23 protein-coding genes are annotated in these 25,562 nt (G+C 68.4%); 7 read left to right on the top strand and 16 right to left on the bottom strand.

What is annotated here, in order from left to right:
* Positions 1 to 15: 15 nt before the first annotated feature.
* Together ABL312_RS01255 and ABL312_RS01250 are read left to right on the top strand one after the other, a co-directional pair.
* A complete protein-coding gene (locus tag ABL312_RS01255) occupies positions 16 to 1,437 on the top strand; it encodes a LutB/LldF family L-lactate oxidation iron-sulfur protein (RefSeq protein WP_349359563.1) in 1,422 nt (473 codons plus the stop codon).
* Positions 1,434 to 2,108 carry a lactate utilization protein gene (locus ABL312_RS01250; protein ID WP_349359562.1) on the top strand — a complete coding sequence of 225 codons (675 nt, stop codon included), beginning with the start codon at positions 1,434 to 1,436 and terminating at the stop codon, positions 2,106 to 2,108. Before ABL312_RS01255 ends, ABL312_RS01250 begins: the two co-directional genes overlap by 4 nt.
* 42 nt (positions 2,109 to 2,150) lie before the next feature.
* Here the strand turns inward: ABL312_RS01250 and der are convergent, their stop codons facing one another.
* The 4 genes from der to ABL312_RS01230 form a co-directional block, all read right to left on the bottom strand.
* Positions 2,151 to 3,584 (bottom strand): ribosome biogenesis GTPase Der, encoded by a 1,434-nt coding sequence (gene der, locus ABL312_RS01245; protein ID WP_349359561.1) that lies wholly within the window; start codon positions 3,582 to 3,584, stop codon positions 2,151 to 2,153.
* A gap of 87 nt (positions 3,585 to 3,671) precedes the next feature.
* The gene (locus ABL312_RS01240) at positions 3,672 to 4,997 is read right to left on the bottom strand and encodes a PQQ-binding-like beta-propeller repeat protein (protein WP_349359560.1); all 1,326 of its coding nucleotides are present in this window, start codon (positions 4,995 to 4,997) and stop codon (positions 3,672 to 3,674) included.
* Complete coding sequence (locus ABL312_RS01235) at positions 4,997 to 5,671, bottom strand: tetratricopeptide repeat protein (protein ID WP_349359559.1); 675 nt, start codon at positions 5,669 to 5,671, stop codon at positions 4,997 to 4,999. The genes ABL312_RS01240 and ABL312_RS01235 overlap by 1 nt, the downstream gene beginning before the upstream one ends.
* A gap of 216 nt (positions 5,672 to 5,887) precedes the next feature.
* The gene (locus ABL312_RS01230; protein ID WP_349359558.1) at positions 5,888 to 6,466 is read right to left on the bottom strand and encodes an NnrU family protein; all 579 of its coding nucleotides are present in this window, start codon (positions 6,464 to 6,466) and stop codon (positions 5,888 to 5,890) included.
* Between the two features lie 314 nt (positions 6,467 to 6,780).
* Here ABL312_RS01230 and ABL312_RS01225 point away from each other — a divergent pair, with 314 nt between their 5' ends.
* The 4 genes from ABL312_RS01225 (at position 6,781) to ABL312_RS01210 (ending at position 10,894) form a co-directional block, all read left to right on the top strand.
* Positions 6,781 to 6,993 (top strand): TraR/DksA C4-type zinc finger protein, encoded by a 213-nt coding sequence (locus ABL312_RS01225; protein WP_349359557.1) that lies wholly within the window; start codon positions 6,781 to 6,783, stop codon positions 6,991 to 6,993.
* 99 nt (positions 6,994 to 7,092) lie between these two features.
* Positions 7,093 to 7,356 carry a PilZ domain-containing protein gene (locus ABL312_RS01220; protein WP_349359556.1) on the top strand — a complete coding sequence of 88 codons (264 nt, stop codon included), beginning with the start codon at positions 7,093 to 7,095 and terminating at the stop codon, positions 7,354 to 7,356.
* 66 nt (positions 7,357 to 7,422) lie between these two features.
* On the top strand, positions 7,423 to 8,295 hold the full coding sequence (locus tag ABL312_RS01215; RefSeq protein ID WP_349359555.1) for an NAD(P)-dependent oxidoreductase: 873 nt from the start codon (positions 7,423 to 7,425) through the stop codon (positions 8,293 to 8,295).
* Positions 8,296 to 8,416: 121 nt separating this feature from the next.
* Positions 8,417 to 10,894 (top strand): heavy metal translocating P-type ATPase, encoded by a 2,478-nt coding sequence (locus tag ABL312_RS01210; RefSeq protein ID WP_349359554.1) that lies wholly within the window; start codon positions 8,417 to 8,419, stop codon positions 10,892 to 10,894.
* Here the strand turns inward: ABL312_RS01210 and ABL312_RS01205 are convergent.
* From ABL312_RS01205 to ABL312_RS01185, 5 genes are all read right to left on the bottom strand, one after another.
* On the bottom strand, positions 10,829 to 11,926 hold the full coding sequence (locus ABL312_RS01205) for an oligopeptide/dipeptide ABC transporter ATP-binding protein (protein WP_349359553.1): 1,098 nt from the start codon (positions 11,924 to 11,926) through the stop codon (positions 10,829 to 10,831). The two genes, ABL312_RS01210 and ABL312_RS01205, sit on opposite strands and share 66 nt — an antisense overlap.
* Complete coding sequence (locus ABL312_RS01200) at positions 11,923 to 12,936, bottom strand: ABC transporter ATP-binding protein (protein ID WP_349359552.1); 1,014 nt, start codon at positions 12,934 to 12,936, stop codon at positions 11,923 to 11,925. The genes ABL312_RS01205 and ABL312_RS01200 overlap by 4 nt, the downstream gene beginning before the upstream one ends.
* The gene (locus ABL312_RS01195) at positions 12,936 to 14,135 is read right to left on the bottom strand and encodes an ABC transporter permease (protein WP_349359551.1); all 1,200 of its coding nucleotides are present in this window, start codon (positions 14,133 to 14,135) and stop codon (positions 12,936 to 12,938) included. The genes ABL312_RS01200 and ABL312_RS01195 overlap by 1 nt, the downstream gene beginning before the upstream one ends.
* Before the next feature lie 10 nt (positions 14,136 to 14,145).
* On the bottom strand, positions 14,146 to 15,150 hold the full coding sequence (locus ABL312_RS01190) for an ABC transporter permease (RefSeq protein WP_349359550.1): 1,005 nt from the start codon (positions 15,148 to 15,150) through the stop codon (positions 14,146 to 14,148).
* 83 nt (positions 15,151 to 15,233) lie between these two features.
* Positions 15,234 to 17,276, bottom strand: coding sequence for an ABC transporter substrate-binding protein (locus tag ABL312_RS01185; protein ID WP_349359548.1), 2,043 nt, complete (start codon positions 17,274 to 17,276; stop codon positions 15,234 to 15,236).
* 270 nt (positions 17,277 to 17,546) lie between these two features.
* Here ABL312_RS01185 and ABL312_RS01180 point away from each other — a divergent pair, with 270 nt between their 5' ends.
* On the top strand, positions 17,547 to 18,524 hold the full coding sequence (locus ABL312_RS01180) for a LysR substrate-binding domain-containing protein (protein ID WP_349359547.1): 978 nt from the start codon (positions 17,547 to 17,549) through the stop codon (positions 18,522 to 18,524).
* A 48-nt stretch (positions 18,525 to 18,572) separates the two neighbouring features.
* Here the strand turns inward: ABL312_RS01180 and ABL312_RS01175 are convergent, their stop codons facing one another.
* From ABL312_RS01175 to ABL312_RS01145, 7 genes are all read right to left on the bottom strand, one after another.
* Entirely contained in the window at positions 18,573 to 19,277 is a 705-nt protein-coding gene (locus ABL312_RS01175) for an RraA family protein (protein ID WP_349359546.1), read from the bottom strand.
* Positions 19,274 to 19,972, bottom strand: coding sequence for an alpha/beta fold hydrolase (locus ABL312_RS01170; RefSeq protein ID WP_349359545.1), 699 nt, complete (start codon positions 19,970 to 19,972; stop codon positions 19,274 to 19,276). Before ABL312_RS01170 ends, ABL312_RS01175 begins: the two co-directional genes overlap by 4 nt.
* A 93-nt stretch (positions 19,973 to 20,065) precedes the next feature.
* On the bottom strand, positions 20,066 to 21,025 hold the full coding sequence (locus tag ABL312_RS01165) for a cupin domain-containing protein (protein ID WP_349359544.1): 960 nt from the start codon (positions 21,023 to 21,025) through the stop codon (positions 20,066 to 20,068).
* Between the two features lie 29 nt (positions 21,026 to 21,054).
* A complete protein-coding gene (locus tag ABL312_RS01160) occupies positions 21,055 to 21,837 on the bottom strand; it encodes an SDR family oxidoreductase (RefSeq protein ID WP_349359543.1) in 783 nt (260 codons plus the stop codon).
* A 7-nt stretch (positions 21,838 to 21,844) separates the two neighbouring features.
* Positions 21,845 to 22,861, bottom strand: coding sequence for a LacI family DNA-binding transcriptional regulator (locus ABL312_RS01155; protein WP_349359542.1), 1,017 nt, complete (start codon positions 22,859 to 22,861; stop codon positions 21,845 to 21,847).
* A 15-nt stretch (positions 22,862 to 22,876) separates the two neighbouring features.
* Complete coding sequence (gene hisD / locus ABL312_RS01150; RefSeq protein ID WP_349359541.1) at positions 22,877 to 24,196, bottom strand: histidinol dehydrogenase; 1,320 nt, start codon at positions 24,194 to 24,196, stop codon at positions 22,877 to 22,879.
* Positions 24,197 to 24,268: 72 nt separating this feature from the next.
* Positions 24,269 to 25,561, bottom strand: coding sequence for a TRAP transporter large permease (locus ABL312_RS01145; protein WP_349359540.1), 1,293 nt, complete (start codon positions 25,559 to 25,561; stop codon positions 24,269 to 24,271).
* Between the last annotated feature and the right edge of the window lies 1 nt (position 25,562).

Raw genomic sequence — 25,562 nt, 5'->3', positions numbered from 1 at the left:
CGAGGGAGCAGGGACATGCAGATCACCTCGCCGGTCTTCAAGGACAATGCGCGCGCCGCGCTGGACGACGCCATGCTGCAGCGCGCGCTTGGCAACGTGCGCTCCGGCTTCATCGGCAAGCGCGCCAAGGCCGCCGCCGGGCTGCCGGAGTTCGACGCGCTGCGCGACAACGCCCGCGACATCAAGGATCACGTGCTCGCCCATCTCGACCTCTATCTCGAGATCTACGCGGAAAAGGTGGAAGCCGCCGGCGGCACAGTGCACTGGGCGGAAACGGCGGAGGACGCGCGGCGCATCATCCTCGAGCTGTGCCGCGAGAAGAACGCGCGCACCGTCACCAAGGGCAAGTCGATGATCACCGAGGAGATCGGGCTCAACGACTTCCTGGAGGAGCATTCCGTCACGCCGGTGGAGACGGATCTCGGCGAATACATCATCCAGCTGCGCGGCGAGCATCCAAGCCACATCATCGCCCCGGCCGTGCACGTCAACAAGGACCAGGTCGAATCGGATTTCCGCCGGGTGCATACGCATCTCGATCCGGCGCGCAATCTGGAGGAGCCGACCACGCTGCTGGGCGAGGCGCGCTCCGTCCTGCGCGAGAAATACTTTCAGGCCGACATCGGCATCACGGGCGCGAATTTCCTGATCGCGGAGACCGGCACCTCCGTCATCGTCACCAACGAGGGCAACGGCGATCTCACCCAGATCCTGCCGAAGACCCATGTCGTCGTCGCCTCGATCGAGAAGATCGTGCCGACGCTGGAGGACGTGTCGCAGATCCTGCGCGTGCTGGCGCGCTCGGCGACCGGGCAGGACATGTCGGTCTACACGACCTTCTCCACCGGTCCGCGCCGCGCGGAGGACCCGGACGGGCCGGAGGATTATCACGTCGTGCTGCTCGACAACGGGCGTTCCGCCATGCTCGGCACCGAGTTTCAGGACATGCTGCGCTGCATCCGCTGCGGCGCTTGCATGAACCATTGCCCGGTCTATCACGCGGTCGGCGGCCATGCCTACGGCTGGGTCTATCCGGGCCCGATGGGCGCGGTGCTCACCCCGTCGCTGGTCGGCGTCGACCAGTCGGGCCATCTGCCCAACGCCTCGACCTTCTGCGGGCGCTGCGAAAGCGTGTGCCCGATGCGCATTCCCCTGCCGAAGATGATGCGCCATTGGCGCGAGCGGGAGTTTTCCCGCAATCTCACGCCGGCGACGGCGCGCACCGGGCTTGGGCTCTGGGCGTTTTTCGCCAAGCGGCCAGCGCTCTATCAGGCCGCCACCCGGCTGGCGATGGGGGTGCTCGGCCGCCTGGGGCGCGCGAAGGGGCGCTTCGCCGCGCTGCCGCTCGCCGGCGGCTGGACGAAGTACCGCGACCTGCCGGCACCGGAGGGCGAGACCTTCCAGGCCCAATGGGCGAAACGGAGAAACGCGGCATGAGCGACGCCCGCACCGCCATTCTCGCCAAGATGCGCAGCGCCATGGGCCGCAAGGCCGACGACACGGCGCGGCGCGCCGCCGTCGCCGACCGGCTGCAGCGCGCGCCGCGCGGGCTCATCCCGGAGCGCGGCCGGCTCGATCCCGCTGCGCGCGTCGATCTCTTCCGGCAGATGGCCGAAAGCGTGCAGGCCAGCGTGGATCGCGTCGCCTCGGGTGAGGACGTTCCGGCCGCCGTCAGCGCCTATCTGAAATCGAAGAACCTGCCGCCCGAGATCCGCATGGGGAGCGATCCCCGGCTCGCCGCCCTGCCCTGGGACGGCCAAGCCCATCTCGTCATCCGCTCCGGCGCGGCCGAGGGCAGCGATCTCGCCACCGTCTCGCATGCGCTCGGCGGCGTGGCGGAAACCGGCACGCTGGTCCTGACCTCGGGGCCGGACAATCCCACCACGCTCAACTTCCTGCCCGAACACCACATCGTGGTGCTGGAGGCAGGCGACGTCGCCGGCGACTACGAAAGCGTCTGGGAGCGGGTGCGGGACACCTACGGCAAGGGCGTCATGCCGCGCACGGTGAACATGATCACCGGACCGTCGCGCTCCGCCGACATCGAGCAGACGCTGCTCTTGGGCGCCCACGGACCCCGCGCGCTGCACATCGTGATCGTCGGCTAACGCCGCTCGCCGGCTGACGCGGCGCGAGCAAATGATCTTGCGCTACTGGATCTTCCGCTTCTTCGCCTTGGCCTCGTAGGGGTTGTCGCCCTTGCGGTAGGTCAGGCGGATCGGCGTGCCCGGCATGTCGAAGGTCTCGCGCAGGCCGTTCACCAGATAGCGCGTGTAGCTTTCGGGCAGCGCCTCGGGGCGCGAGCAGAAGACGATGAAATGCGGCGGGCGGGCCTTCGCCTGCGTCATGTAGCGCAGCTTGACGCGGCGCCCGGCCACGGCGGGCGGCGGATGATGCACCAGCACCCCGTCGAGCCAGCGGTTGAGCCGCGCGGTCGACACGCGGCGGTTCCACACCCCATAGGCGCGGAAGGCGGCCTCGAACAGCTTGTCGAGCCCGCGACCGTGCAGGCCGGAGAGCGTCACGATCTCGACGCCGCGGATCTGGTTGAAATAGCGCTCCGACGCATCCCTGATGGTCTGCATCGCCTCGGCGCGATCCTCGATCAGGTCCCACTTGTTGACGGCGATGACCAGGGCCCGGCCCTCGCGGGCGACGAGTTCGATGATCTGCAGGTCCTGCTTCTCGAAGGGCATGGTCGCGTCGAGCGTGACGACCACCACTTCCGCGAACTTGATGGCGCGCAGCGCATCGGCGACGGAGAGCTTCTCGAGCTTCTCCTGCACCCGCGCCTTGCGGCGGATGCCGGCGGTGTCGAACAGCTTGACGTGCTTGTCGCGCCACAGCCAGTCGACGGAGATGGAATCGCGGGTGATGCCGGCTTCCGGCCCGGTGAGCAGCCGTTCCTCTCCGAGCAGCCGGTTGATGAGCGTCGACTTGCCGGCGTTCGGCCGGCCGACGACGGCGACCCGCAGCGGCTTGCGCGCCGATCCGGCCGCCGCCTCGTCCGGGGTCTCGCCCTCGGCGTCCACATCCACGGCGATGTCGGTGACGGCCTCGGCGAGCGGCGCCGCTCCCTCGTCTCCCGCCGCCTCGACAATGGGCGCCAGCGCGTCATAGAGATCCGCAAGGCCCTCGCCGTGTTCGGCCGACAGCGCGATCGGATCGCCGAAGCCGAGCCCGAAGGCCTCGTAGAGCCCGGGTTCGCCGGCCCGCCCCTCCGCCTTGTTGGCGACGAGGATCACCGGCGTGTCGGTCTTGCGCAGCAGATTGGCGAAATGCGTGTCGCTCGGGGTGATGCCGGCACGCGCGTCCACGACGAAAAGAACCGCATCGGCTTCGGCGATGGCCTCTTCCGTCTGCGCGCGCATGCGCCCTTCCAGCGTGCGCGCGGCGGCTTCCTCCAGCCCCGCCGTGTCGAGGATCGTGAAGCGCAAATCGCCCAGCCGCGCGTCGCCGGCGCGCCGGTCGCGGGTCACGCCCGGCGTGTCGTCGACCAGCGCCAGGCGCTTGCCGACCAGGCGATTGAACAGCGTGGACTTGCCGACATTGGGCCGTCCGATGATGGCGATCTTTGCAGACACGAGGGTGTTCCCGTGGACGACCGGCCGGCCCCGGACGACCCCGGGCGACCACCCGGGGCAGCCGTCAGGGCCGGGACCGGCGCCGCGTCAGTTGAAGGCGACGACGTCGCCCTTCGAAGTGATCGTGACCATCCGTCCCCCGGCGAGGATCGGCGTCACGAAGATGTCTTCCGAGGTGTTGGCGGTGCCGAGAATGCGCCCCGAGGCGGCGTCGACCCGCACGAGGCGGCCGTCGCTCGACACGGCGACCAGCACGCCGTTGGCGAGCACCGGACCGGCCCAGTTGATGCGCGACTTGCGCCGCCCCTCGACATTGGGCAGGACCGCGCGCCACAGCGGCTCGCCGGTCTTGCGGTCGAGCGCGATCATCCGGTCCTCGATGTCGATGAGGAACAGCGCGTCGCCCGACACGACCGGGGTGTGCAGCGAGCCCACGTCCTGGCTCCAGAGCCGCTCGCCGGTCGACAGGCGCGAGGCCACGACCCGCCCGGACACGCCGGAGGCATAGACCACGCCGTCGGAGATCACCGGGCTGGCGGACACATCGGAGAAACCGGAGACCGCACGCGTGCGGTAGGAGCGCGTCACGCCCTCGATCCACTTCGGTTCGCCGCTCTTGACGTCGAGCGCCATGACCTCGCCGGAGGTGAAGGGCACGATCACCGTGCCGCCGGCCACCGCCGGGTTGGCGAAGGCGAGCAGACCGCTGCTTTCGGCGATCCCCGTGTAGGACCACTTCTGTTCACCGTCGCCCTGCGCCATGGCGTAGATGTCGCCGGTCTGGGTGACGGCGAACACCGTGCCGTCGGCCGCCGCCGGCGCCTGACGCGCCGGAGCGTCGATGTCCTTCGTCCACAGCACGCTGCCGGAGGCCGCGTCGAGCGCGACGAGCTGGCCGTAGCCGGTGGCGGCGAAGACCCGACCGCCATCGACGGCGACACCGCCGCCCGACGCGACGTCCCGCTCGCCCTCGGGGCGCAGGGACCGGCGCCACAGTCGCCCGCCGTTGGTCGACAGGGCCGTCACGTCGCCGTTCTGGTTGTAGACGAAGATCCGGCCGTCGGCCGACACGGGCCGCGCGGCGATGCGGACGCTGCCGGAGAACATGCCGCCGCCGCTGCCGCCCGCGCTGGCGCGCCAGGCGCGCGCGCCGGTGACATTGGCCGAGACGTTGCCGGGATTGTTGGCCGCGTTGCCCGCGCCCTGTCGCCACGCGACGGCGGAGGCCGATCCGATGCGGGCGCTGCGCGCGGTTGCCTCGGACGCCGGATCGACGTTGTCGAACAGCGCCTCGCGCTCACCGGGGAGAATTTCCTCGCGGTTGAAGGGATTGAGGCCCGAAACGGCCGCGCATCCGCTCAACGCGAGCGCCGCGCCGATCACCAGCGCGTTGGTCCATGTCCGTGCCGTCATTACGAATCCGCCTCGTCCGCCGGCGTGCCTTCGGCCGCGTTGAGAAGCTCCTGAAGGGTGCGGGCGCGCGCGACCACATCGCTCGGCGCGGTCTCGCCGTTCAGGATCGCTCCGGTCCAGCGGCGTGCCGCCGACGTGTCGCCCGCCTTCCAGGCGGCCAGCGCCAGCACTTCGCTCGCCAGGAACCGCCAGGCGTTGTCCTCGCCCGTCAGCGGCTCGACGCGGTCCGCGACGCCGGTGTAATCGCTCGTCTCCAGCGCGAGATATCCGGCGCGCAGCCGGGCGACGTCACGCAGAAGATCGTCCTCGCCGCTGTCGGCGACGAAGGCATCGAAGGCGGCAAGCGCTCCGGCCGTGTCGCCGGCCTCAGCCTTCAGACCCGCCATGCGCAGCCGCGCCAGCGCCGGGTATCCGCCCGTCGCGTCGCTCAACTCCGCCAGACGCCCCTCGGCCGCCGCGTGGTTGCCCTCCTCGGCGAGCCGCACGGCCTCGAGGAAGACGTCGCCGGAGGCCTGGGCCTGGGTCTCGCGCCAGTAGATCCAGCCGCGGTAGGCCGCGGTGCCCGCGACCACCACGACGGCGAGCGCAATCACATAGATGCCGAACCGGTCCCACAGGCGCTTGTAGCGCTCGTGCCTGATTTCCTCGTCGACCTCGCGAAAAATGTCCGACATGTAGTGCGATTTCCCGGCTGTCTCGTTTTCATCACGCGGCGTTCGCCACGCGTCCTGTCATCCCGCGACCCGCGCCGCGCGGCGCCACATTATCCATTCGTCCCGGCACTGGCAAACGCCCGTTGCCGGAGCCGGCGTGCACCGCCGCGCCCGCCGGCAGGCCGTTTCCCTCGCGTGCCTTCATGGCGCAAGTGAGGCGGGGCGCGCAGCCTGTCCTTACGCGATCACGGGCACGCCGAACAGCCATTCATGCAGATAGAAGGCAAAGACGACATAGAGCGCCAGACCGGCGACCACCGCGATCACATCGCCGCGCGAGGAAATCCGCAGCGCCGCAGCCCCGCCGATGTCGCCGCGCTTCTTCAAGGAGATCCGGTCGACGATGCCCCAGGCGAGAAAGCCGCCGAAGAGGACGACCGACGCGATGTCGCCATTGGCCAGCAGATGGGCGAAGGCCCAGATCTTCACCGCAAGGACCATCGGGTGCTTGAGCTTCGCCTTGATGTGCCCGGTTGGCGCATAGGCGGCGACCAGCAGGATGAAGACCGGGATCATCAGCAGGAGCGTGACATGCGACAGCCAGACGGGCGGGCTGTAGACGAGCGCCGGGCCGGCCGCGCGGGCCGCGCCGTAGCCCTGCACGATCAACACCAGGCCGATCAGCGAAATCAAGGAAAAGACAGCCTTGTAGGGCAGTTCGCCGAGCCGCTGGCGCAACGGGGCCCGCAGGGCGGGACGCATCGGCAGGGCGTGAATTCCGACAAACAGGATCAATCCGGCAATCAGCATGGTCATGGTCGTGGCTCTCCCTCACAGCCGGCGCAACCGGTCATGCCTCCGGAATGCCTGCCCCGCATGGCGCGGTCAAGCCGGCGTTTTCGCCGCCCGCCCCGGCATTGCGATCCTCCCTTGCCTGTGAAACCCTTGGACGCGACGCGCCGCCCCTGACGCCAGCCGCCCGAGGGGCGCGGGAGAACGCCGGCCGCCGGAGGTGAAACGGTGATCGATCCCCAGGAAGCCCGCGCCCGGCTGCTCGCGCGCAAGCAGGAGCTGGAAAGCCTGAGCGCCCTGTCGCGCTCGATCAGCAGTCGGTCGGTCGGCTGTCGCGCATGGACGCCCTGCAGGGTCAGGCCATGGCCCAGGCGTCGGAGCGCAGCCGCGTGGCCGAACTCGCGCGCATCGCCGCCGCCCTCGTCCGCCTCGACGCGGACACCTACGGCGACTGTCTCTCCTGCGGCGAGGAAATCGCGGACAAGCGTCTCGGCGTCGATCCGGCGGCGACGCTGTGCATCGCCTGCGCCCGCTCCAGCGGCGCCAGGTAACCCGAAAAAACCCTCTTGCGGGCGCAATCAGGCCCCAGTCGCGGGGGAGAATCGGCTATGCAAAAGCAGACGGACCATCGGGAACGGGACGACGGCGGGATGACGGACAGGGATCGGCGCGAAAGCCCACGCCACCGCACCCTGAAGGGCGGCAGGATCGTCCTGGGGCTGAAGAACATCGTCTACGACTGCCGGGTTCGAAATCTCTCCGAAAACGGCGCGCTTCTGATTCTCCCCAATACGGTGGAGATCCCCGACCGTTTCGAGCTTCGGATCGTCAACGAGGACATCCAGGTTCAGGCCGTGGTGCGCTGGCGCACCGGCACGCAGCTCGGCGTTCAGTTCGAGACCGACGACCGCTGACGCTCCGATGCCGGATACCGAAGCCATTCCGGCGCGACGACGCGCGGCACGAAATCGGGGACGATCATGAAACTCGTCGTGACCGGCAGTTCGGGGCGGGTCGGACGTGCCATCGTGCGCGCGCTTGCCGGAGACCACGATGTCGTCGGTCTAGATCGCACGCCCTTCCCGACAACGCGGGTGACGGCCGACATCTGCGATCCAGGCGCTCTCGAAGCGGCTATGGCGGGTGCCGACGCGGTCATCCACGCCGCCGCGCTGCATGCGCCACACGTGGGCCGGGTATCCGACACCGAATTCTGGCGCATCAATGTCGACGCGACGCGAACCCTTGCGGAGTGTGCCCGCCGGCTCCACATCCCGCGCGTGGTGTTCACCAGCACCACCGCGCTCTATGGCAACGTCGTCGAGGCGACGCGCTGCGTCTGGATCGACGAGGCCACCGCGCCACAGCCGAGAACCATCTATCATCGCACGAAACATGAGGCCGAGCGCGCGCTCGCGGAGCTTGCCGGGCCGCGTTTGGCGGTCCGGATCCTGCGCGTGGGGCGATGCTTCCCGGAGCCGGTCAACCGGACGGCCGTGTATCGCCTTCATCGCGGGGTCGATGTGCGGGACGTCGCCGTCGCCCATGCGGCCGCGCTGGTCAATCCCGGGCCGGCTTTCCAGTGCCATGTCGTCTCCGGACGCGTCGCGTTCCAGCCGGACGATTGCGAGGCTCTGGCATGCGGGGCCGACGCCGTCATCCGCAACAGATGCCCTGAGCTCGCCGACGCGTTCGACCGGCGCGGATGGCCACTTCCCACCTGCATAGACCGGGTCTACGCCTCTCGCTCGGCCGCCACCGACCTCGCCTGGCATCCGCGCCACGGCTTCGCTGAGGTTCTGGCGCAATTCGACCGGCAATGCCCGGAGGTTCTGCCGCCGGACTGGCCGTGAGCGCCCACCGGTGCGCGCCGTCCACGCGTTGACCGCCGGACACGGGTCGCTTTTCCCTTGACCCTCCCTTCGCTGGAACCCTCACGCTCACCTCAATCCCATATGGATCGAGGAGATCGCCATGAACGCTCCGATCACATCCGTCGCGGCGGACAGGATCACGCTGCCGATCGAAGGCATGAGTTGCGCGTCCTGCGTCGGGCGCGTGGAGAAGGCGCTGACCGCCGTCCCCGGCGTTGCCGAAGCCAATGTCAATCTCGCCACGGAAACCGCCAGCATCGCGCTGTCGGAACCGGTGTCGCGCGCAAGGCTCGCCGAGGCCGTGAGCCGCGCCGGCTATGAGGTGCGGGAAAGCGCCGGCACCATCGACCTCGCCATCGAGGGCATGACCTGCGCCTCCTGCGTCGGGCGCGTGGAAAAGGCACTGAACGCCGTGCCCGGCGTCACCTCGGCGCACGTCAATCTCGCCACCGAACGTGCCCGGGTGGAGGGCACGGCCGCGCGCGACGATCTCGTCGCCGCCGTCGCCGCGACCGGCTACGAGGCCCGCGTGCTCGACACGGCGGCCTCGGCCGACGAGGGTCTGGCGGCCCGCCGCGACGCCGAGGAAGCCCGGCTCAGGCGCGATGTGATGCTGGCGGCCGTCGCCACGCTGCCGGTCTTCGTGCTGGAGATGGGCTCCAAGATCATTCCCGGCGTGCACGACTGGATCCTCGCGACCCTTGGCCAGCAGACCAACTGGCTGCTGCAGTTCGCGCTTACGGCCTTCGTCCTGGCCGTGCCGGGCCGGCGCTTCTACGTGCACGGGTTTCCCGCCCTGCTGCGCGGGGGCCCGGACATGAACTCGCTGGTCGCCGTCGGCACGGCCGCCGCCTTTTCCTACTCGCTGGTGGCGACCTTCGCGCCCGCCCTGCTTCCGGCCGGCACGGTCAACGTCTATTTCGAGGCCGCCGCCGTCATCGTGACGCTGATCCTGATCGGCCGCTGGCTGGAAGCGCGCGCCAAGGGCCGCACCTCGCAGGCGATCCAGCGGCTCGTCGGCCTTCAGGCCAAAACCGCCCGCGTGCGCCGCGAGGGCGAAACGATGGAAATCGCGGTCGCCGACGTGGCGCCGGGCGATGTGGTCGAGGTGCGCCCCGGCGAACGCATCCCGGTCGACGGCACCGTCTCGGACGGCGAGAGCTATGTGGATGAATCCATGATCACCGGCGAGCCGGTGCCGGTGGCCAAGAGCGCCGGCGCGACCGTCGTCGGCGGCACGGTGAACCAGACCGGCGCGCTCGCCTTCACCGCCACGGCCGTCGGCGCCGATACGATGCTCGCCCAGATCATCCGCATGGTGGAGGAGGCGCAGGGCTCCAAGCTGCCGATCCAAGCGCTGGTGGACCGCGTCACCCTTTGGTTCGTGCCGGCCGTGATGGCCGTGGCCGTCCTGACCTTCGCCGTCTGGCTCGCCTTCGGCCCCGAGCCGGCGCTCAGCTTCGCGCTGGTCAATGCGGTCGCCGTGCTCATCATCGCCTGCCCCTGCGCCATGGGTCTGGCGACCCCCACCTCGATCATGGTCGGCACCGGGCGGGGCGCGGAAATGGGCGTGCTGTTCCGCAAGGGCGAGGCGCTGCAGCTGCTCAAGGAAGCCCGCGTCGTCGCGCTGGACAAGACCGGCACGCTGACCGAGGGCAAGCCGGCCCTCACCGACCTGGAAACCGCCGGCGACACCCCGCGCGAGACGGTGCTCGCCCGGATCGCCGCCGTCGAGGCGAAGTCCGAACACCCGATCGCCCGCGCCATCGTCGCGGCGGCCGAGGCGGAGGGCCTCGATGTGCCCGAGGCCAGCGGCTTCAAGTCCCTCACCGGGCTCGGCGTGACGGCCACGGTCGACGGCGCGACGGTCGAGATCGGCGCGGACCGCTACATGGCGCATCTTGGCCTGTCGACCTCCGTCTTCTCCGATACCGCGGACCGGCTCGCCAATGAGGGCAAGTCGCCGCTCTATGCCGCCATCGACGGCAAGCTTGCGGCCATCGTCGCCGTCGCCGACCCGATCAAGGAGACGACGCCCGAGGCGATCAGGACCCTGCACGATCTGGGGCTGAGCGTCGCCATGATCACCGGCGACAACCGGGTGACCGCCTCGGCCATCGCCCGGCGGCTGGGGATCGACGACGTGATCGCCGAAGTGATGCCCGACGGCAAGGTCGAGGCGGTCAAGCGCCTCAAGGCGACGCACGGGCGGCTCGCCTTCGTCGGCGACGGCATCAACGATGCCCCGGCGCTCGCCGAAGCCGACATTGGCGTCGCCATCGGCACGGGCACCGATGTCGCCATCGAGGCGGCGGATGTGGTGCTCATGTCCGGCAGCCTCTCCGGCGTGCCGAACGCCATCGCACTGTCAAAGGCGACGCTCGGCAACATCCGACAGAACCTGTTCTGGGCCTTCGCCTACAACACGGCGCTGATCCCGGTGGCGGCCGGCGTGCTGTGGCCGGCTTTCGGCGTGCTGCTGTCGCCGATGCTGGCCGCCGGCGCGATGGCGCTATCCAGCGTGTTCGTGCTCGGCAACGCGCTGCGCCTGCGGCGCTTCGCCGTGCCGGCGGGCTGACCCGAGCGTCCCGCCCGGCGCAGGAAACGCGCCGTACAGGTCCTCCGACCTGTGACAGGCCACCCGGTGGGTGGCGGAGCCGACCCGGCGCAGGGCCGGCTCCTCGCTGCGACACAGCGCCGTGGCATGCGGACACCGGGTGTGAAAGCGGCAGCCGGACGGCGGATTGGCGGGGCTCGGGATCTCGCCCGTCAGCTTCACCGCCTTGCCCTTGTCATCCGGGTCGAGGGAGGGGATCGCCGACAGAAGCGCATGGGTGTAGGGGTGCCGGGGTGCGGAGAACAGCGCGTCGCGCGACCCGACCTCGACGATCTGCCCGAGATACATCACCGCGACCGTGTCGCAGGTATGGGCGACCACCGACAGATCGTGGCTGATGAACAGAAACGTCAGCCCGAGCTCCCGCTGCAGCGCCTTGAGCATGTTGAGAATGTCGGCCTGGATCGACACATCGAGCGCGGCGACGCTTTCATCGGCGACCAGAAACTGCGGATTGGCGACAAGGGCGCGCGCGATGGAGATGCGCTGGCGCTGCCCGCCCGAGAACGCATGGGGAAAGCGGCGCAGATGCTCCACATTGAGCCGGCATTTCGCCGCGATGTCCCGCACCCGGGCGTCCGTTTCCTGACGCGAGCGCGTGAGCTTCATGATCTCCAGCGGCTCGGCGATGATGTCGCGCACCGTCATGCGCGGGCTCAGCGCGGCGTAGGGATCCTGAAAGATGAGCTGCGCCTTGCGCCGGAACGCCTTTTCCTGCGCGCGGCTCATGGTGGCGATATCGAGTGTCTCGCCGTCGCCGCCATGAAAGGCGATCGTCCCGCCGCTGATCGGCGCGGCGCGCAGGATCGCCCGCCCGAGCGTGGTCTTGCCCGATCCCGATTCCCCGACCAGACCGAAGAACCGGCCGCGTGGGATGTCGAGCGAAACGTCGTTCACCGCCTGCACCGCGCGCCGGGGGCCAAGCAGCCCGCCGCGCACGGGAAACCGGACGCTCAGATTGCGGATCTCGACCAGTGTGTCATGTGCGCTCATGCCACCGCCCTTCCCGGGGTTTCGTCCAGCCGCAGACAGGCGCCACGATGCGTGTCGGCAAGGACGCGCATCGCCGGAACCTCCCGCGCGCATCGCGCTTCCAGCGCCACCGGGCACCTTGTGTGGAACACGCAGCCCGAAGGCCGCTCGAGGGGACTTGGAATGTCGCCCGGCACCGGGACCAGCGGCGAAGCCAGATCATCCAGTTTCGGCAGCGCGTTGATGAGCCCGCGCGAATAGGGATGGGCCGGGGTCTTGAGCACCGAGCGCACCGGTCCCTGCTCCACGGTCTTGCCGAGATACATCACCGTCACGCTGTCGGCGGTCTGCGCGATGACACCCAGATCGTGGGTGATGAAGAGGATCGCCATGTCGAACTCGGCGACCAGATCCTTCATGAGGTCGATCACCTGGGCCTGGATGGTGACGTCGAGCGCCGTGGTCGGTTCGTCGGCGATCAGCAGCTTCGGGCGGGTCGACAGGGCGGTGGCGATCATCGCGCGCTGACGCATGCCGCCGGAGAGTTCGAAGGCGTATTGGCCGAAGCGGGTCGGCGCATCGGCGATGCCGACACGCTCCAGCATGTGGATCGACAGGTCCTTCGCCTCGCGCCGGGTCATCGGCCTGTGCAGCGTGAGCTGCTCGACCATCTGCTCGCCGATCGTGATCGCCGGTGCGAAGGAGGCCATCGGCTCCTGAAAGATCATGGAGACCGCATCGCCGCGCACCTTGCGCAGGGCCGCCGCCGTCTTCAGCGACAGGACGTCGACCGGCCCCTCCTCCAGGTTCAGCGTGATGCGGCTTCGCGGGTCGTAGATCGTGTTGCCGGGATTGAGCTGCATCACGGATTTGGCCGTGACGGACTTGCCCGACCCGGACTCGCCGACGAGCCCCATCACCTCGCCCGGACGCAGCGAGAAGGACACGCCGTCGACGGCGGTGATCTCGCCCTCGTCGGTGCGGAAGCGCACCGACAGATCGTCGACTTCCAGAACCGGTTTGTCGGCCATCAGCGGCGCTCCTCATGCGGGTCGGCCGCGTCGCGCAGGCCATCGCCGACGAAGACGAAGGCCAGCACGATCACGACGAAGATCGGAACGGGGATGAAGTACCAGGGATAGTTCAGCAGCACGTCCACCCGCGTGACGTTCTGCAACATGACACCGAGCGAGTTCACCGGATCCTTCAGCCCCAGTCCGATGAAGGACAGGGCCGTTTCCGAAAGGACCATGTAGGGAAAGGAAATCACCAGATCGACGATGATGTAGCTGGTGAAGGAGGGCAGCAGATGCCGCCGGATCGTATGCGCCGGCGAGGCGCCGGCCAGCCGGGCGGCGAGCACGTAGTCGGCGGTGCGCTCCGCCAGGATGTGGGTGCGCACGCGCCGCGCCAGCGTCGGCCAGCCGACGAGACCCAGGATCATGGAAATGAAGAAGAAGCGCGTCTCCGCCGACCATTCCTGCGGAATGAAGGCGGCGAGCGCCATGAAGAGCGGGATGGTCGGCACGGTGCGCACCGCGTCGGTCAGCGCCTGGCACACGGTGTCGATCCAGCCGCCGAAATAGCCCGAGACGCCGCCGATCACCAGTGCCAGGGAAAAGGCGATCAGCACACCGAGCGTGCCGACCGACAGCGACACCCAGATGGCATGCAGCGTGCGGGAGAAGATATCCTTGCCGGTGGCATCGGTGCCGAACAGGTGAATGAAGCCCGTCTCGACGCCGAACAGATGCCGGTCGAAGGCGATGCCCGGCAGGGAAAGGTCGAAGGTCTCGCCGGGCAGATCCCAGGAGATCGCCCCGACGCGATATTCCCATCCGCGCGGCAGGAAGGTCAGGTAATCGCGCGTCCCGGTCTGGCGCGTCACCCAGCGAAAATTCGTGTCGGCGCCGCGATAGCGCTCGACCTTGTGAATGAAGGGACGCAGGGAGCAGCCGTTCGCATCGCAAAACCGCGGGAGCTGCGGTGCGCCGTTGGTGTAGTCCGCATTGCGCCCGGCGATGGTGGGATCGTACGGCGAGAGGAAGGGCGCGAAGACGCCACAGGCCACGAAGACGCCCAGCACAAAGGCGGCGAAGATGGCGGCGCGCTTCTTCTTGAAGCGGGCGAAGATCAGCTGGCCCTGCGAGGCGGTGAAATAGGCCTCGCCGCGCCTGGACGCTTCGGCGACAGGCGCCGCCGGCTCGCCCTGCATATCGGTCGCGATCATCCGCTCCTCCCTACATGAGCCCCGCGCGGACGCGCGGATCGATGACGGCCAGCACGATGTCCGTCAGAAAGTTGACGGCGACGATCGACGCCGTCAGCAGAAAGATGATGGCACCGGCGAGCTGCTGATCGTTGGAGCGGGCGAGTGCGTCGAGCAGCAGCGACCCGGCTTCGGTCAGCGTCAAGACCGCCGCGACGATCGGCAGATCGTTGAAGATCCGGTTGAGGTCGAAGCCGATGGAATTGACCACCGGACCAAGCGAATGGCGCGCCGGATAGCGCCACAGCAGCCGCGCGCCGGAAACGCCCCGCGCCCGCGCGGCCGTGACATAGAGCTTGTCCTTTTCATCCGACAGCAGCGCGCGCACGGTCTGCAGCTGGATCGCCGTCGCGGACCAGGCGAGAATGCCGATGGGCAGCCACACCCGGCTCATCAGGTCCAGCACCTTGTCGAGCGACCACGGCGCGTCGCGGTATTGCGCGCTGAACAGGCCGGCCAGCGTGTCCTGGAACAGCACGGTCGAGGCGAGCATCACCCCGAGCGCCAGGAGAAAGTTGGGCAGCGCCAGCCCCAGGTAGCTGACAATGCGCAGCCCCGTGTCGAAGGCGCCGCCGCGCATGGTCGCCGACAGGATGCCGACGGGAATGGCGATCAGATAGGTGAGCACCAGAGCCGCGACGCAGATGCCCAGCGACAGCAGGAACTTGTCGCCGATCAACTGGTTCACTTCGACGCGCCACAGACAGCTCTCGCCGAAATCGCCGCGGGTGAAGACGCCCCAGACCCAGCCGCCCCAGCGCTCAAGGAAGGGACGGTCGAGCCCCATCCGGATTTCCTCGGCGCGGATGTCGGCCTCGGTGATGATCTGCCCCTGGGTGGACTTGTAGGCGATGTAGCGCTCGGCGCAATTGCCCGGCACCAGTTCCATCAGCGAGAAGACGATGAAGGAGACGAGCAGCAGGGTCAGCAGCGCCATGCCGGCGCGCGTGGCGATGAAGCGGACGAAGGCGGCCATGGATCGAGTTCCCCACGATGCGCGGCGACTGGACGGGAAAACCGGGTGCGGGGGAAGCCCCCGCACCCGACGTCGGATCGCGGTCAGTCCCGGGCCAGGAACCACTGCTGGGTCCGGTAGGGATAGGCCCGGTAGTACTCGTAGGACGCGGTTTTCGGCGTCTCGAAGTTGCCCAGGTCGTTCGAGCGGTAGATCGGGCTCGGCGCGACCACGGTGCCGATGAAGAGGAACGCATCGAGCTGGGCCTGGATCAGCTCCGCACCGAGACGGTTGGAGGCGTCGCTGCCGATCTCATGCGTCTGCCACTCGGCGACCTTGGCCGCCATCTCGCCAACCCATGCCGGCGGCTCCACGCCTTCCGCGCCCTCGGTCTCGAGGTACTGGGCCCACAGCATCGCGTTGCGATGGCCGAAGTAGTCGCCGAAGGGCGGGACGAAGAGCTTGTTGTCGCCCTGGACGACCGGCAGCGGCTGCCCCTTGTCCCAGGCCAGGACATCGAGTTCGTTCGCCGACTGGGCGGCACGATACTCGTCCGAGGTCACTTCCTTCACCACGGTCTCGACGCCGATGTCCGACCAGTTCCGGGCCACCAGTTCGGCGACCGTGGTCGGGATGCCCTGCGTGGAGAACTGCAGGTTCAACGTCAGCTTCTTGCCGGAGGGAAGATCGCGCAGGCCATCGCCGTCACGGTCGGTCAGACCGATGCCGTCGAGCAGGGCGGCCGCGCGCTCGGGATCGAAGGCGGTCGCGTAGCGCGCCTGGTCCGCGCTCGCGAAGGGCGGCAGCGGATCGAAGGCGAGGTACTGACGCGGCTCGCCGAGATCGAAATAGGCCACCGAGTTGATCTCGGCGCGGTCGATGGCATGGCTCATCGCCACCCGGAAGTCGCGTTCGTTGAAGAGCGCGCGCTTCTCCGGGTCGTTCGCCGTGACGTTGAAGGAGAAGGTCGGCATCGAGATCTGCGGCCGCAGGTCGACCGTGTAGTCGCCGGCTTCCTGCTTGTCGAGCAGCGTCGGAGCGTCCGGCAGCGCCACGGACTGTGCCTTGTAGTCCACCTCGCCGTTGATCAGCTTGAGCAGACGGACTTCGTTGTCCGGGGCATAGGTCTCGGCGATCTCGCTGACGTAGGGCAGCTGGTTGCCGGCGGTGTCCACCATGTGGAAGAAGGGGTTGGCGACCAGACGGCGACCTTCGGTCGTGTCTTCCACGACGATATGGCTTTCCAGCGTCGGCACGACGGCGGCCGGCAGCTTGGCGACGGCCTCGGGCGCCTTGAGACGCGGCGAGGGCACGTCCTTCCAGTCGGATCCGCTGTAGTAGAGTGCGATCAGCTCGTAGCCGGTCTCGAAGCCGAGCTCCTGCGCCAGCTTGTCGGCGTCGGGATTGATGTCGGGATGGAACCTGCCGAGGAAATGGCGCGGCTGGAAGGGCTGGGCGAAATCGGTGGCGAGGGTCGCAAGCAGGCCCGGCTTCGGCGCCGCCATGCGGAACACCACGGTGACATCGTCGACCGCCTCGACCTCGATGGGCTTGCCGCCGGCGACCCACAGATCGCGCGGCTTCTCGACCACGTTCGGGTTCATCGTCATGTCGTTGTACCAGAAGGCAACGTCATGCGCGGTGAAGGGCTGGCCGTCCGACCACTTGTGACCGGCGCGCAGCGTGAAGGTCAGTTCGGTGAAGTCCTCGTTCCAGGCCCAGCCCTTGGCGATGTTGGGAACGATGGTCACCAGATCGTCGGAGAAGCGCACCAGATTGACATGGCGCAGCGACAGGACTTCCGACGTGCCGGCCTCGGTGGCGTTGGACAGGCCGTTGAACACGCCGCCGTAGCGGCCGATCTCGGCATAGGGCGCGACGACCAGCGGCTCGCGCGGCAGGCGCTCGGCCAGCGGCGGCAGCTGCGACGGGTTGCCGGCGATCCGGGCGTTCAGATCGGCGATTTCCGGGTTCTCGGCGAAGGCAAGCGTGCAGCTCGCCGCGGCCTGGAACTCGGCCAGTTCGAACTGCTGGGGGTAGGTGCTCTTCAGACCGCCCATGTCGGCGACGGTGACGGCCGGGCAATCGGCGTGGGCGAACGCGGTCAGCGCCAGCGTCGCGACGCCGGCAAGCAGGATCTTTTTCATTGCGGGCCTCTTCGGGGCAAGGATGGCATCCGCACGGAGGTGGCGCGGACACAGGCCTCATAGGGTCCCGACTTGACAGCGACGTGACATCTATTATGGACGTACCATAACGATAATTTCACACTTATAACTAGACAGCATCCGGGACCGACGTCCGCGGGCCTGGGACCTCGCCCGGCCATCCGACGTACCAGGACATCGCGCCACGACCAGACATCGCGCCACGACCAGACATCGAGACAGGGCCAGACAAGACGACGGAAAGAAACCATGTCCCGCCGCTCCGCCTCCGCCAGCACGGTGGAGAAAAAACCCGCCGTCGCGCCCGGCGACGAAACCGCCATTCGCCGGTTGCGGGTGTTTCTGGCGGTGGTCGACGCAAAGAGCTTCTCGCGCGCCGCGCGACGTCTCGGGGTCAGTCAGCCGGCCGTCACGCAGCAGGTGCGCGCGCTGGAGGACAGTCTGCGCACCCAGCTGTTCACACGCCATGGCCGCACGGTGGCGCTCAGCGAGGCCGGGGTGCGGGCGGCGCGCGTGGCGCGCGATCTGGTGCTGCAGATCGACGGCGCCTTCACCGAGCTGCGTGGCGTGACCGCGCAGCCGCAGGTGTTGCGCATCGGGTTTTCCGCGCCGCAGATCGCCATGCCGGTCGCCAGCCGGTTCAAGGCCAGCTACCCGGCGGTGGATCTCGAGTTCGTCGCCGCCAACACCGGCACGCTGCTGGATCAGGTGCGCTCCGGCGAGTTGGACGTCGCATTCGTCGGACTGGAGCGACCGGTGTCGCGGTTTCATTGCCGCTTGATGTTCCACCAGCCGCTGATCGCCATTGTCCCGCCCGACGATCCCTGGGCGGACCGCGGGTCGATCCCGCTTCAGACGCTGTGCGCGCGCCCCTCGATCGTGCGCGAAACGGGATCGTTCACCCGGCAGGTGCTGATGGACGCGGCGGCGCGCGCGGGGCTCAGGCCCAAGATCTCCTATGACGTCGCATCGCGCGAAGCCGCCTGCGAGGCGGTGGCGCAGGGCCTCGGCATCTCGACGGTGCTGAAGCGCGAATGCCCGCACGACAACCGTCTCGTCCGGCTTGCGATCGACGACAACGCGATCCAGGCGGGGGAGTATCTGGTGGCCGGCAAGACGGCGGCACGCCTGCCGCCGGTTTCCAACCTGCTCTACATCCTCGACCTCTGGGACGAGGAGACGGCAGGCGCGGCAAAGGGCACCCGGGCCCCTGCCCGCGACCACTGACACGCCGCCCGGCACGCCGCGCGGGCGGGGCCCCGCACGCGCGACCCGTCAGGTCCGGGCTTTTTCGAACGCGCGCCAGGCCTCTTCGAAGCGCGCGAAATCGAAGCCCGGCGCCCGTGCCGCATCGAGCACGATGCGCTCCGTCGCCAAGAGCTTGGCGATCGCCTCTTCCAGCCGGGCGATCTCCCCTTCCGGGATCGCGACGGCGCCGTGCCGGTCGGCGTGGATCAGCGCGCCGGGACGCACGATCATCCCGTGAACGGTCACCGGGATGTCGATCTCCGTGACATGCACGAAGCCGTGGCTGACGCCCACCGATCCGGCCACCACGGGAAACCCCTTCGGCAGATCGCCCAGATCGCGCATCACGCCGTTGGTCAGCGCGCCGGCCAGACCGAAGCCCTTGTGCACGGTGGTGTTGATCTCGCCCCAATAGGCGCCGATGCAATTGGGATGGTCGATGTCCTCGATCACGGCGAGCGAGGGGCGCGGACCCTCGGCCATGTAGCGATAGTAATCCATGCGGCGCGCGCGCACGACCTCCGGCGGATCCTGCGGCGGAGCCAGGGCCGAAATGCGGGCCGTGCGGGCAAAGCCCACGATGGGCGGTTCATCGGGGGCCGAACACTGCATGGTGCCGCGCGTGAAGTCACTGAAGCCGCGCTTGCCCTGCGCCACCTCGATGGCGTTGCACACGGTCGGCGTGTCGACGCGCCGCAGCACGTCGAGAAGCGAGGAAGACAAGGTTGTCATGCGGCCTCCTGCAGCCAGCGAACAAGCGCCGCCGTGGTCGTTTCGGGTTGTTCGAGGGTTGGCAGGTGGCCCGCCGCCTCGACGATTTCGAAGGTGCTGTGCGGCACAAGCGCGTGCAGCAGCTCATGGCGCGACACCGGACAGAGCCGGTCGTCGCGCCCGCACAGGACCAGCGTCGGCGCGCGATAGGCCCGCAGCGTCTCGCACTGGTCGATGCGATCGCGCAAGGCCTTCGACTGCGCGACGAAGACCTCGGGACCGAGCGCGCGGGCCATCTCCAGACACAGGTCGGAAATGCCGTTGGGATCGGCGGGGTCGTGCAGATAGTTCGGGATCATCACATCGCGCATGACGGCGTCCAGCCCGCCGGCCTCGACCGCCTCGATCTGGGGCCCGCGACGCGCCTTCACCTCCTCCGCCTCCGCCAGCGGATTGGTGTCGAGAAGCGCCAGCCGCGCCACCCGTTCCGGGGCCTGGCGGACCAGTTCCATGGCGAGGATCCCGCCCATGGACAGGCCGGCCAGCGCGAAGCGCGGCGGCGCGCAGGCGAGAATGTCGCCGGCCAGGCCGGCCATCGTGTCCCGCCCGGCGACGGGCATCGTCATCACCGGCGCAAGAGACGACACGGCGGCGATCTGCGGCGCAAAGAGACGCGCGTCACACATCATGCCGGGCAACAGAACGAGGGGCGTCATGAAACCTCCAGCGCGGGAAAGCACGCCCGGATGCCGAGACGCATCCGGGCTGGCGGCGACGCGCCGGTCTCCGCCGCGTGGCCGCCAAAGTCGTCAGCCCACCCAGGTCGGGCCGGCCGGATCGTCGGTCGCCGTGACGCGATAGAGGCCGGCCTCGCCGGTCATCGACGGCGCGATGGCATGGGCCTCACCCGGGTTGAGCAGGCAGGTATCGCCGGGATTGAGCACCGTCTCGCCGCAGGCGTGACGCAGCTTCCAGTGTCCGCGCACCGGCATCAGAACCGTGTGCCTGTCGCATGTCGTCATCTCGTCGGGGATCGAGCCGCGCGTCAGGAAATCGACCGCGAAGCCGGGCCGGTCCCGGAGAAGCGCATCCGGGCCGATGACCCGTGCCGGCCTGTTTGCCGCCAGCGCCAGCAGGTCGAGATAGCGCGCGACATAGTCGCGCACGACCTTCTCCACCGGCACTTCCGGGAACGCCTTGAGAGCCTCGTCGTCGAGCAGCGGCATCGGCGCGACGCCCTCGGGCAGGGTCTCACCCTTCTTGCTGTCGTACAGGACGCCGTTTTCCCCCAGCACGAGGCCATGCGCGCGCGCGTCCTCGATCACCTGCGGCGCCCAGGTCACCCCGCCGCCGGCATCGTCGCCGCCGAGGATCGCCATGATCATCCCGTAGTCGGTGCCGATATTCTCGAAGCCGCGGAAGATCCCGGTCGGAATGTTGAAGATATCGCCTTCCTCGGCGATGAACTCCCCGGCGGTGCCGTGGCGTCCCCAGAAGAAGCGCCACCGCCCCTTGAGCACGAAGAACACTTCCGCCGTCGTGTGGCTGTGCAGCGAATTGCGGCACTTGGGCGGCTGCCCGGCGGCGCCGATGTTGAAGCCCGGCGTCTCGCGGATATGGACGTACTGGTCCGGGCTTTCCGAGACGCCGCCGCCGATGATCGTGAAGTTTTCCTTCTGGTCGCTGCCCGGCGTATGGGCGTCGATGAAGGCGGTCTTGCAGGGGCGCAATTCGCCATAGCGAACGATGCGCGAAGCAATATCGGACATGATGTCCCTCTTTGTCTGGAATGGACCCGTCAATCGGCGGTCCAGCCGCCGTCGATCATCAAGGCCGTGCCGGTGACGAGTGCGGAGGCATCGGAGGCCAGGAACTGCACGGCCCCCATGATGTCCTCGACCTCTCCAACCCGGCCCAGTTTGATCTTCTCCTCGATCCAGGCCCGGCGCTCCGGCTGGTCGAACGTCGATTGCGTCAAGGCGGTGCGGATGAAGGTCGGGCACACCGTATTGACGCGAATGCCCGCCTTGCCCCACTCGATCGCCATCGACTTGGTGAAGCCCTCCACCGCATGTTTCGTGGCCGCGTAGACCGCGCGGTCGATGCCGCCCACATGGGCCATCTGGCTGGAGACATTGATCAGCGATCCGGGTCGCCCGGCCGCCAGCAAGCCGCGCGCCACCGCGCGCGTCAGGAAATAGGCCCCCTTGAAGTTGAGCGCCGACACCGCGTCGAAATCCGCTTCGGTGGTTTCCGTCGCGGGCCCATGCCGGGCGAGCCCGGCCGAATTGACCAGAACGTCGAAGGGCCCTGCCGCCTCGATGGCCGCCTCGCTCGCCGACACATCCGCGACGTCGAGCGTCATCGCCTCGGCGGACTGTCCCGCCGCCCGCAGCGCGGCCACCAGCGCCGCCAGCCTGTCGGCGGAACGCGCCGCCACCACCGTGTGCGCCCCCGCCTGGGCCAGGGCGGCCGCGCACGCGAGCCCGATGCCGGAGGAGGCACCGGCGACGAGCGCGCGCTTGCCATCGAGCCGGAACCCCGGCGCGACCGGCAATGGGATCTGGGAAGCCTCGTTCATGTCTCGCTCACTCCCGGTTTCGCCTGCGCGTCGTCCCGCGCTCGACCAGAACGCTGTCGATCTCCACCCGCGTGCGCTGCAGCGACTTGCCCTCGATCAGGCGGATCAGCATGTCGACGACGGCGTCGACCATCTCGTTGGCCGGCTGGCGCAACGTCGTGAGATCGAACATCCGCCAGGCGGCCATCTTCACGTCGTCGAAACCGACCACCGACACATCGGCCGGCACGCGCAGGCCAAGATCGTGGATGAGCGCTTCCATCACCGCGAACGCCATGTGGTCGTTGCCGACGAAGACGGCGTCCGGCCGGTCCGTCCCGCCGAAGATCTCGCGCGTCGCCGCCATGGCGGTCTCGCGATCGTAGCGACCGTCGACACAGGCGGCCGGTTCCAGGCCGTGGCCGGCGAGCCCGTCGAGGAACCCCCGCATCCGGTCGACGCCGGTCAGCGACTTCTGCCACCCCGAGATATGCGCGATCCTGCGATGGCCGAGCCCGACGAGCAGGTCGGCCGCCTTGCGCCCGCCCGCGTAGTTCGTCGCCGTCACCGCCGGAATCGAAAGGTCGTCCTGCCCCCGGTTGAACAGCACCAGCGGTATCCCGGCGCCTCGGATTTCCTGCGTCAGCCGCAACGTCGTGCTGACCGACGCGAGGATGATGCCGTCGACCTGATGGGCCAGGAGATCCTCGACCGCCAGATCGACACTGTCTTCCTCGTTCGACGCCGTGAAGATGATGATGTGATAGCCAAGCCCCTTCAGCGCGCGAGAGAGCAGCTCGATGGCCTCGGCGTAGAAGGGATTGTCCAGATAGGCGACCACCAGGCCGACCACATTGGACCGCCCCTTGATCATGGCGCGCGCCAGCGTGTTGGGCCGATAGCCGAGCTTTCGGGCGGCGGCCTCCACCCGGGCGCGCAGCTCCGGCGAGACCCGAGCTCCGGCCGTGAAGACGCGGCTCACAGTCGGCTGGCTGACGCCGGCCGCGCGCGCCACATCCACGGAGGTGACCCGGTTCTCGCCCATCGCCTGCCCCCGTCCTCAGCCGCGCACGGCGGCCGCGCCGCCATAGGGCACATTCTCGCCCCCGTAGCGACGCACCCGCAGATTGCACTGCTCGGCATGGCCGACGAAGCCTTCCAGCAGGCACAGCCGCGAGCCATAGGCGCCGATTTCCGCCGCCGCCGCGTCGGTGGTGATCTTCTGGTAGGAATGCGTCTTGAGGAACTTGCCCACCCACAGACCGCCGGTGTACCGGCCGGCCTTCCTGGTCGGCAGCGTGTGGTTGGTGCCGATGACCTTGTCGCCATTGGCGACATTGGTGCGCGGACCCAGAAACAGCGCGCCGTAGCACGTCATCTTCTCCAGGAACCAGTCGTCACGATCGGTCATCACCTGAACATGCTCCGAGGCGATGTCGTCGGCGACCGCGAGCATCTCCTCATAGGTGTCGCAGACGATGACTTCGCCGTAGTCTTCCCAGCTCACGCGCGCCGTCTCGGCCGTCGGGAGAATGCCGAGGATGCGCTCGATCTCCGACAACGTCTCCTCGGCCAGCTTGCGCGAATTGGTGACCAGAACCGCCGGCGAGTTGTAGCCGTGCTCGGCCTGCCCCAGCAGATCGGTCGCGCAGATTTCCGCGTCCACCGTTTCGTCGGCAATCACCATCGTCTCGGTCGGTCCGGCGAAGAGGTCGATGCCGACGCGGCCGAAGAGCTGGCGCTTGGCTTCCGCCACGAACGCGTTACCCGGCCCCACCAGCAGATGCACCGGCGCGATGGTGTCGGTGCCGATGGCCATGGCGCCCACGGCCTGGATGCCGCCCAGCACATAGATCTCATGCGCGCCGCCCAGATGCATGGCGGCGATCACCGCCGGGTTCGGCTCGCCGTTGAACGGCGGGGTGCAGGCGACGATGCGCGGCACGCCGGCGACCGAGGCGGTCGCCACCGACATATGCGCGCTGGCGACCATGGGGAACTTGCCGCCGGGCACGTAGCAGCCGACCGACTGCACGGGAATGTTCTTGTGACCGAGGATGACGCCGGGAAGCGTTTCCACCTCGATGTCGGTCATGGAGTCGCGCTGCGCCTGGGCGAAGACCTTCACCTGCTCCTGGGCGAAGCGAATGTCGGCCATGTCCTGCGGGCTGACCTTGGCGATCAGCGCGTCGATCTCGTCCCGGGTCAGCCGATAGCTGGCGCGGTCGTAGCCGTCGAACTTGTTCGCCAAGTCGCGCACGGCCACGTCGCCGCGTGCCTCGATGTCCCTGAGCGTCGCCGCCACGACATCCGCGGTGCGCGCGTCATCGGCGGCCCGGTCCCCTTCGGGCTTGCCGCGCTTGAGATACTCGATGGTCATGAGGGAGTCCTTTCGTTTCCGCCGCGCCTTCAGGCGCTCGCTTGCTCTGCCCGCCGGGCCGGATGGCGGGCGTCAGCGCCCGTATCCGAGCAGCGTCTCTGGCAGCACCAGCGACAGCCACGGCACAAAGGTGATGATGAGAAGGGCCACGACCATCGCCGCCACCCAGGGGAAAATCCGTCGCGCGATCCGGTCGAAGGGAATGCCGCCGACCTGCGCCGCCATGAAGAGATTGGCGCCGAGCGGCGGGGTCACGAAGCCGATGGCCAGCGCCACGATCATGACAATGCCGAAATGCACCGGGTCGACGCCAAGCTGCAGCATGATCGGCAGCAGAACCGGCGTCAGGATGACGATGGCCGCCAATGTCTCCAGGAAGGTGCCGACAATCAGCAGCAGCACCAGCGCGGCCAGCAGCACGACGTATTTGCTGTCGGTCAGCGACAGCACGAATTGCGCCAGCTCGGTCGGGATCTTTTCCAGCGCGATGATGCGTCCGAAGGCGACCGAGGCGCCGATGATCACCAGCACCGACGACACCAGAAGGGCCGATTCCAGCATCATCTTCGGCACGGCCTTCAGCGGCAGCTCGCGGTAGACGAAACAGCTGACCACCAGCGCATAGACCACGGCCACGGCCGAGCTCTCGGTCGGCGTCACGATGCCGGAATAGATGCCGCCCAGCACGACCAGAGGCATGGCCAGCGCCAGCTTCGCCTGATTGAGCGCCGCCAGCAGGCTGCCGCCTTCCATCGGCTCGGCCCGCCCTTCATGCAGCGCCCGGCGGCGATGCAGGATGTTGTAGACGATCAGCGTCAGCGCGATGACGATGCCCGGCACGATGCCGGCCATGAACAGGGCCGTCACCGAGACGCCGGCCGCCACCGCATAGACGATCATCACCACCGAGGGCGGGATCATCACGCCAAGACCGCCGGCGCTCGCCACCATCGCCCCGGCGTAGGCCCGGTCGTAGCCGCGCTCCACCAGCGCGGGAATGAGCGCGAGACCGATGGCCGCCACGGTGGCGCTGCCCGTGCCGGAAATCGCCGCGAAGAACAGACACGACATGATGGTCACCGTGCCGAGATCGCCGGGCGCCCGCCCGAAGGCCCGATCCGCGACCGCGATCAGCCTGCGGGAAATGCCGCCCTGCGCCATCAGGCTGCCGGCGAGCGTGAACAGCACCACCGCGATCAGCGTGAAACTGTCGATCCCCGACACCAGACCGAGGGCATACATGTCGAAATTCAGGAAGGGGATATAGGCGATGGCCAGCAGGCTCGCCGCCCCCAGGGCGATGCCGATCGGCACGCCGATCAGCAGAAAGAGAAAGAAGCTGCCGAAGAGGATCGCGGTTGTCATG

Source organism: Stappia sp. (assembly GCF_040110915.1).
Lineage (GTDB): Bacteria > Pseudomonadota > Alphaproteobacteria > Rhizobiales > Stappiaceae > Stappia.
The sequence above is the reverse complement of the archived record's forward strand: the minus strand, read 5'-3'. Positions and strand labels throughout refer to the sequence as shown.

Excerpts from the sequence above, each read along its gene's own strand:
- ABL312_RS01255 (WP_349359563.1), top strand. The coding sequence starts at position 16 with ATGCAGATCACCTCGCCGGTCTTCAAGGACAATGCGCGCGCCGCGCTG.
- ABL312_RS01250 (WP_349359562.1), top strand. The coding sequence starts at position 1,434 with ATGAGCGACGCCCGCACCGCCATTCTCGCCAAGATGCGCAGCGCCATG.
- ABL312_RS01240 (WP_349359560.1), bottom strand. The coding sequence starts at position 4,997 with ATGACGGCACGGACATGGACCAACGCGCTGGTGATCGGCGCGGCGCTC.
- ABL312_RS01235 (WP_349359559.1), bottom strand. The coding sequence starts at position 5,671 with ATGTCGGACATTTTTCGCGAGGTCGACGAGGAAATCAGGCACGAGCGC.
- ABL312_RS01230 (WP_349359558.1), bottom strand. The coding sequence starts at position 6,466 with ATGACCATGCTGATTGCCGGATTGATCCTGTTTGTCGGAATTCACGCC.
- ABL312_RS01225 (WP_349359557.1), top strand. The coding sequence starts at position 6,781 with ATGGACGCCCTGCAGGGTCAGGCCATGGCCCAGGCGTCGGAGCGCAGC.
- ABL312_RS01220 (WP_349359556.1), top strand. The coding sequence starts at position 7,093 with ATGACGGACAGGGATCGGCGCGAAAGCCCACGCCACCGCACCCTGAAG.
- ABL312_RS01215 (WP_349359555.1), top strand. The coding sequence starts at position 7,423 with ATGAAACTCGTCGTGACCGGCAGTTCGGGGCGGGTCGGACGTGCCATC.
- ABL312_RS01210 (WP_349359554.1), top strand. The coding sequence starts at position 8,417 with ATGAACGCTCCGATCACATCCGTCGCGGCGGACAGGATCACGCTGCCG.
- ABL312_RS01205 (WP_349359553.1), bottom strand. The coding sequence starts at position 11,926 with ATGAGCGCACATGACACACTGGTCGAGATCCGCAATCTGAGCGTCCGG.
- ABL312_RS01200 (WP_349359552.1), bottom strand. The coding sequence starts at position 12,936 with ATGGCCGACAAACCGGTTCTGGAAGTCGACGATCTGTCGGTGCGCTTC.
- ABL312_RS01195 (WP_349359551.1), bottom strand. The coding sequence starts at position 14,135 with ATGATCGCGACCGATATGCAGGGCGAGCCGGCGGCGCCTGTCGCCGAA.
- ABL312_RS01190 (WP_349359550.1), bottom strand. The coding sequence starts at position 15,150 with ATGGCCGCCTTCGTCCGCTTCATCGCCACGCGCGCCGGCATGGCGCTG.
- ABL312_RS01185 (WP_349359548.1), bottom strand. The coding sequence starts at position 17,276 with ATGAAAAAGATCCTGCTTGCCGGCGTCGCGACGCTGGCGCTGACCGCG.
- ABL312_RS01180 (WP_349359547.1), top strand. The coding sequence starts at position 17,547 with ATGTCCCGCCGCTCCGCCTCCGCCAGCACGGTGGAGAAAAAACCCGCC.
- ABL312_RS01175 (WP_349359546.1), bottom strand. The coding sequence starts at position 19,277 with ATGACAACCTTGTCTTCCTCGCTTCTCGACGTGCTGCGGCGCGTCGAC.
- ABL312_RS01170 (WP_349359545.1), bottom strand. The coding sequence starts at position 19,972 with ATGACGCCCCTCGTTCTGTTGCCCGGCATGATGTGTGACGCGCGTCTC.
- ABL312_RS01165 (WP_349359544.1), bottom strand. The coding sequence starts at position 21,025 with ATGTCCGATATTGCTTCGCGCATCGTTCGCTATGGCGAATTGCGCCCC.
- ABL312_RS01160 (WP_349359543.1), bottom strand. The coding sequence starts at position 21,837 with ATGAACGAGGCTTCCCAGATCCCATTGCCGGTCGCGCCGGGGTTCCGG.
- ABL312_RS01155 (WP_349359542.1), bottom strand. The coding sequence starts at position 22,861 with ATGGGCGAGAACCGGGTCACCTCCGTGGATGTGGCGCGCGCGGCCGGC.
- hisD (WP_349359541.1), bottom strand. The coding sequence starts at position 24,196 with ATGACCATCGAGTATCTCAAGCGCGGCAAGCCCGAAGGGGACCGGGCC.
- ABL312_RS01145 (WP_349359540.1), bottom strand. The coding sequence starts at position 25,561 with ATGACAACCGCGATCCTCTTCGGCAGCTTCTTTCTCTTTCTGCTGATC.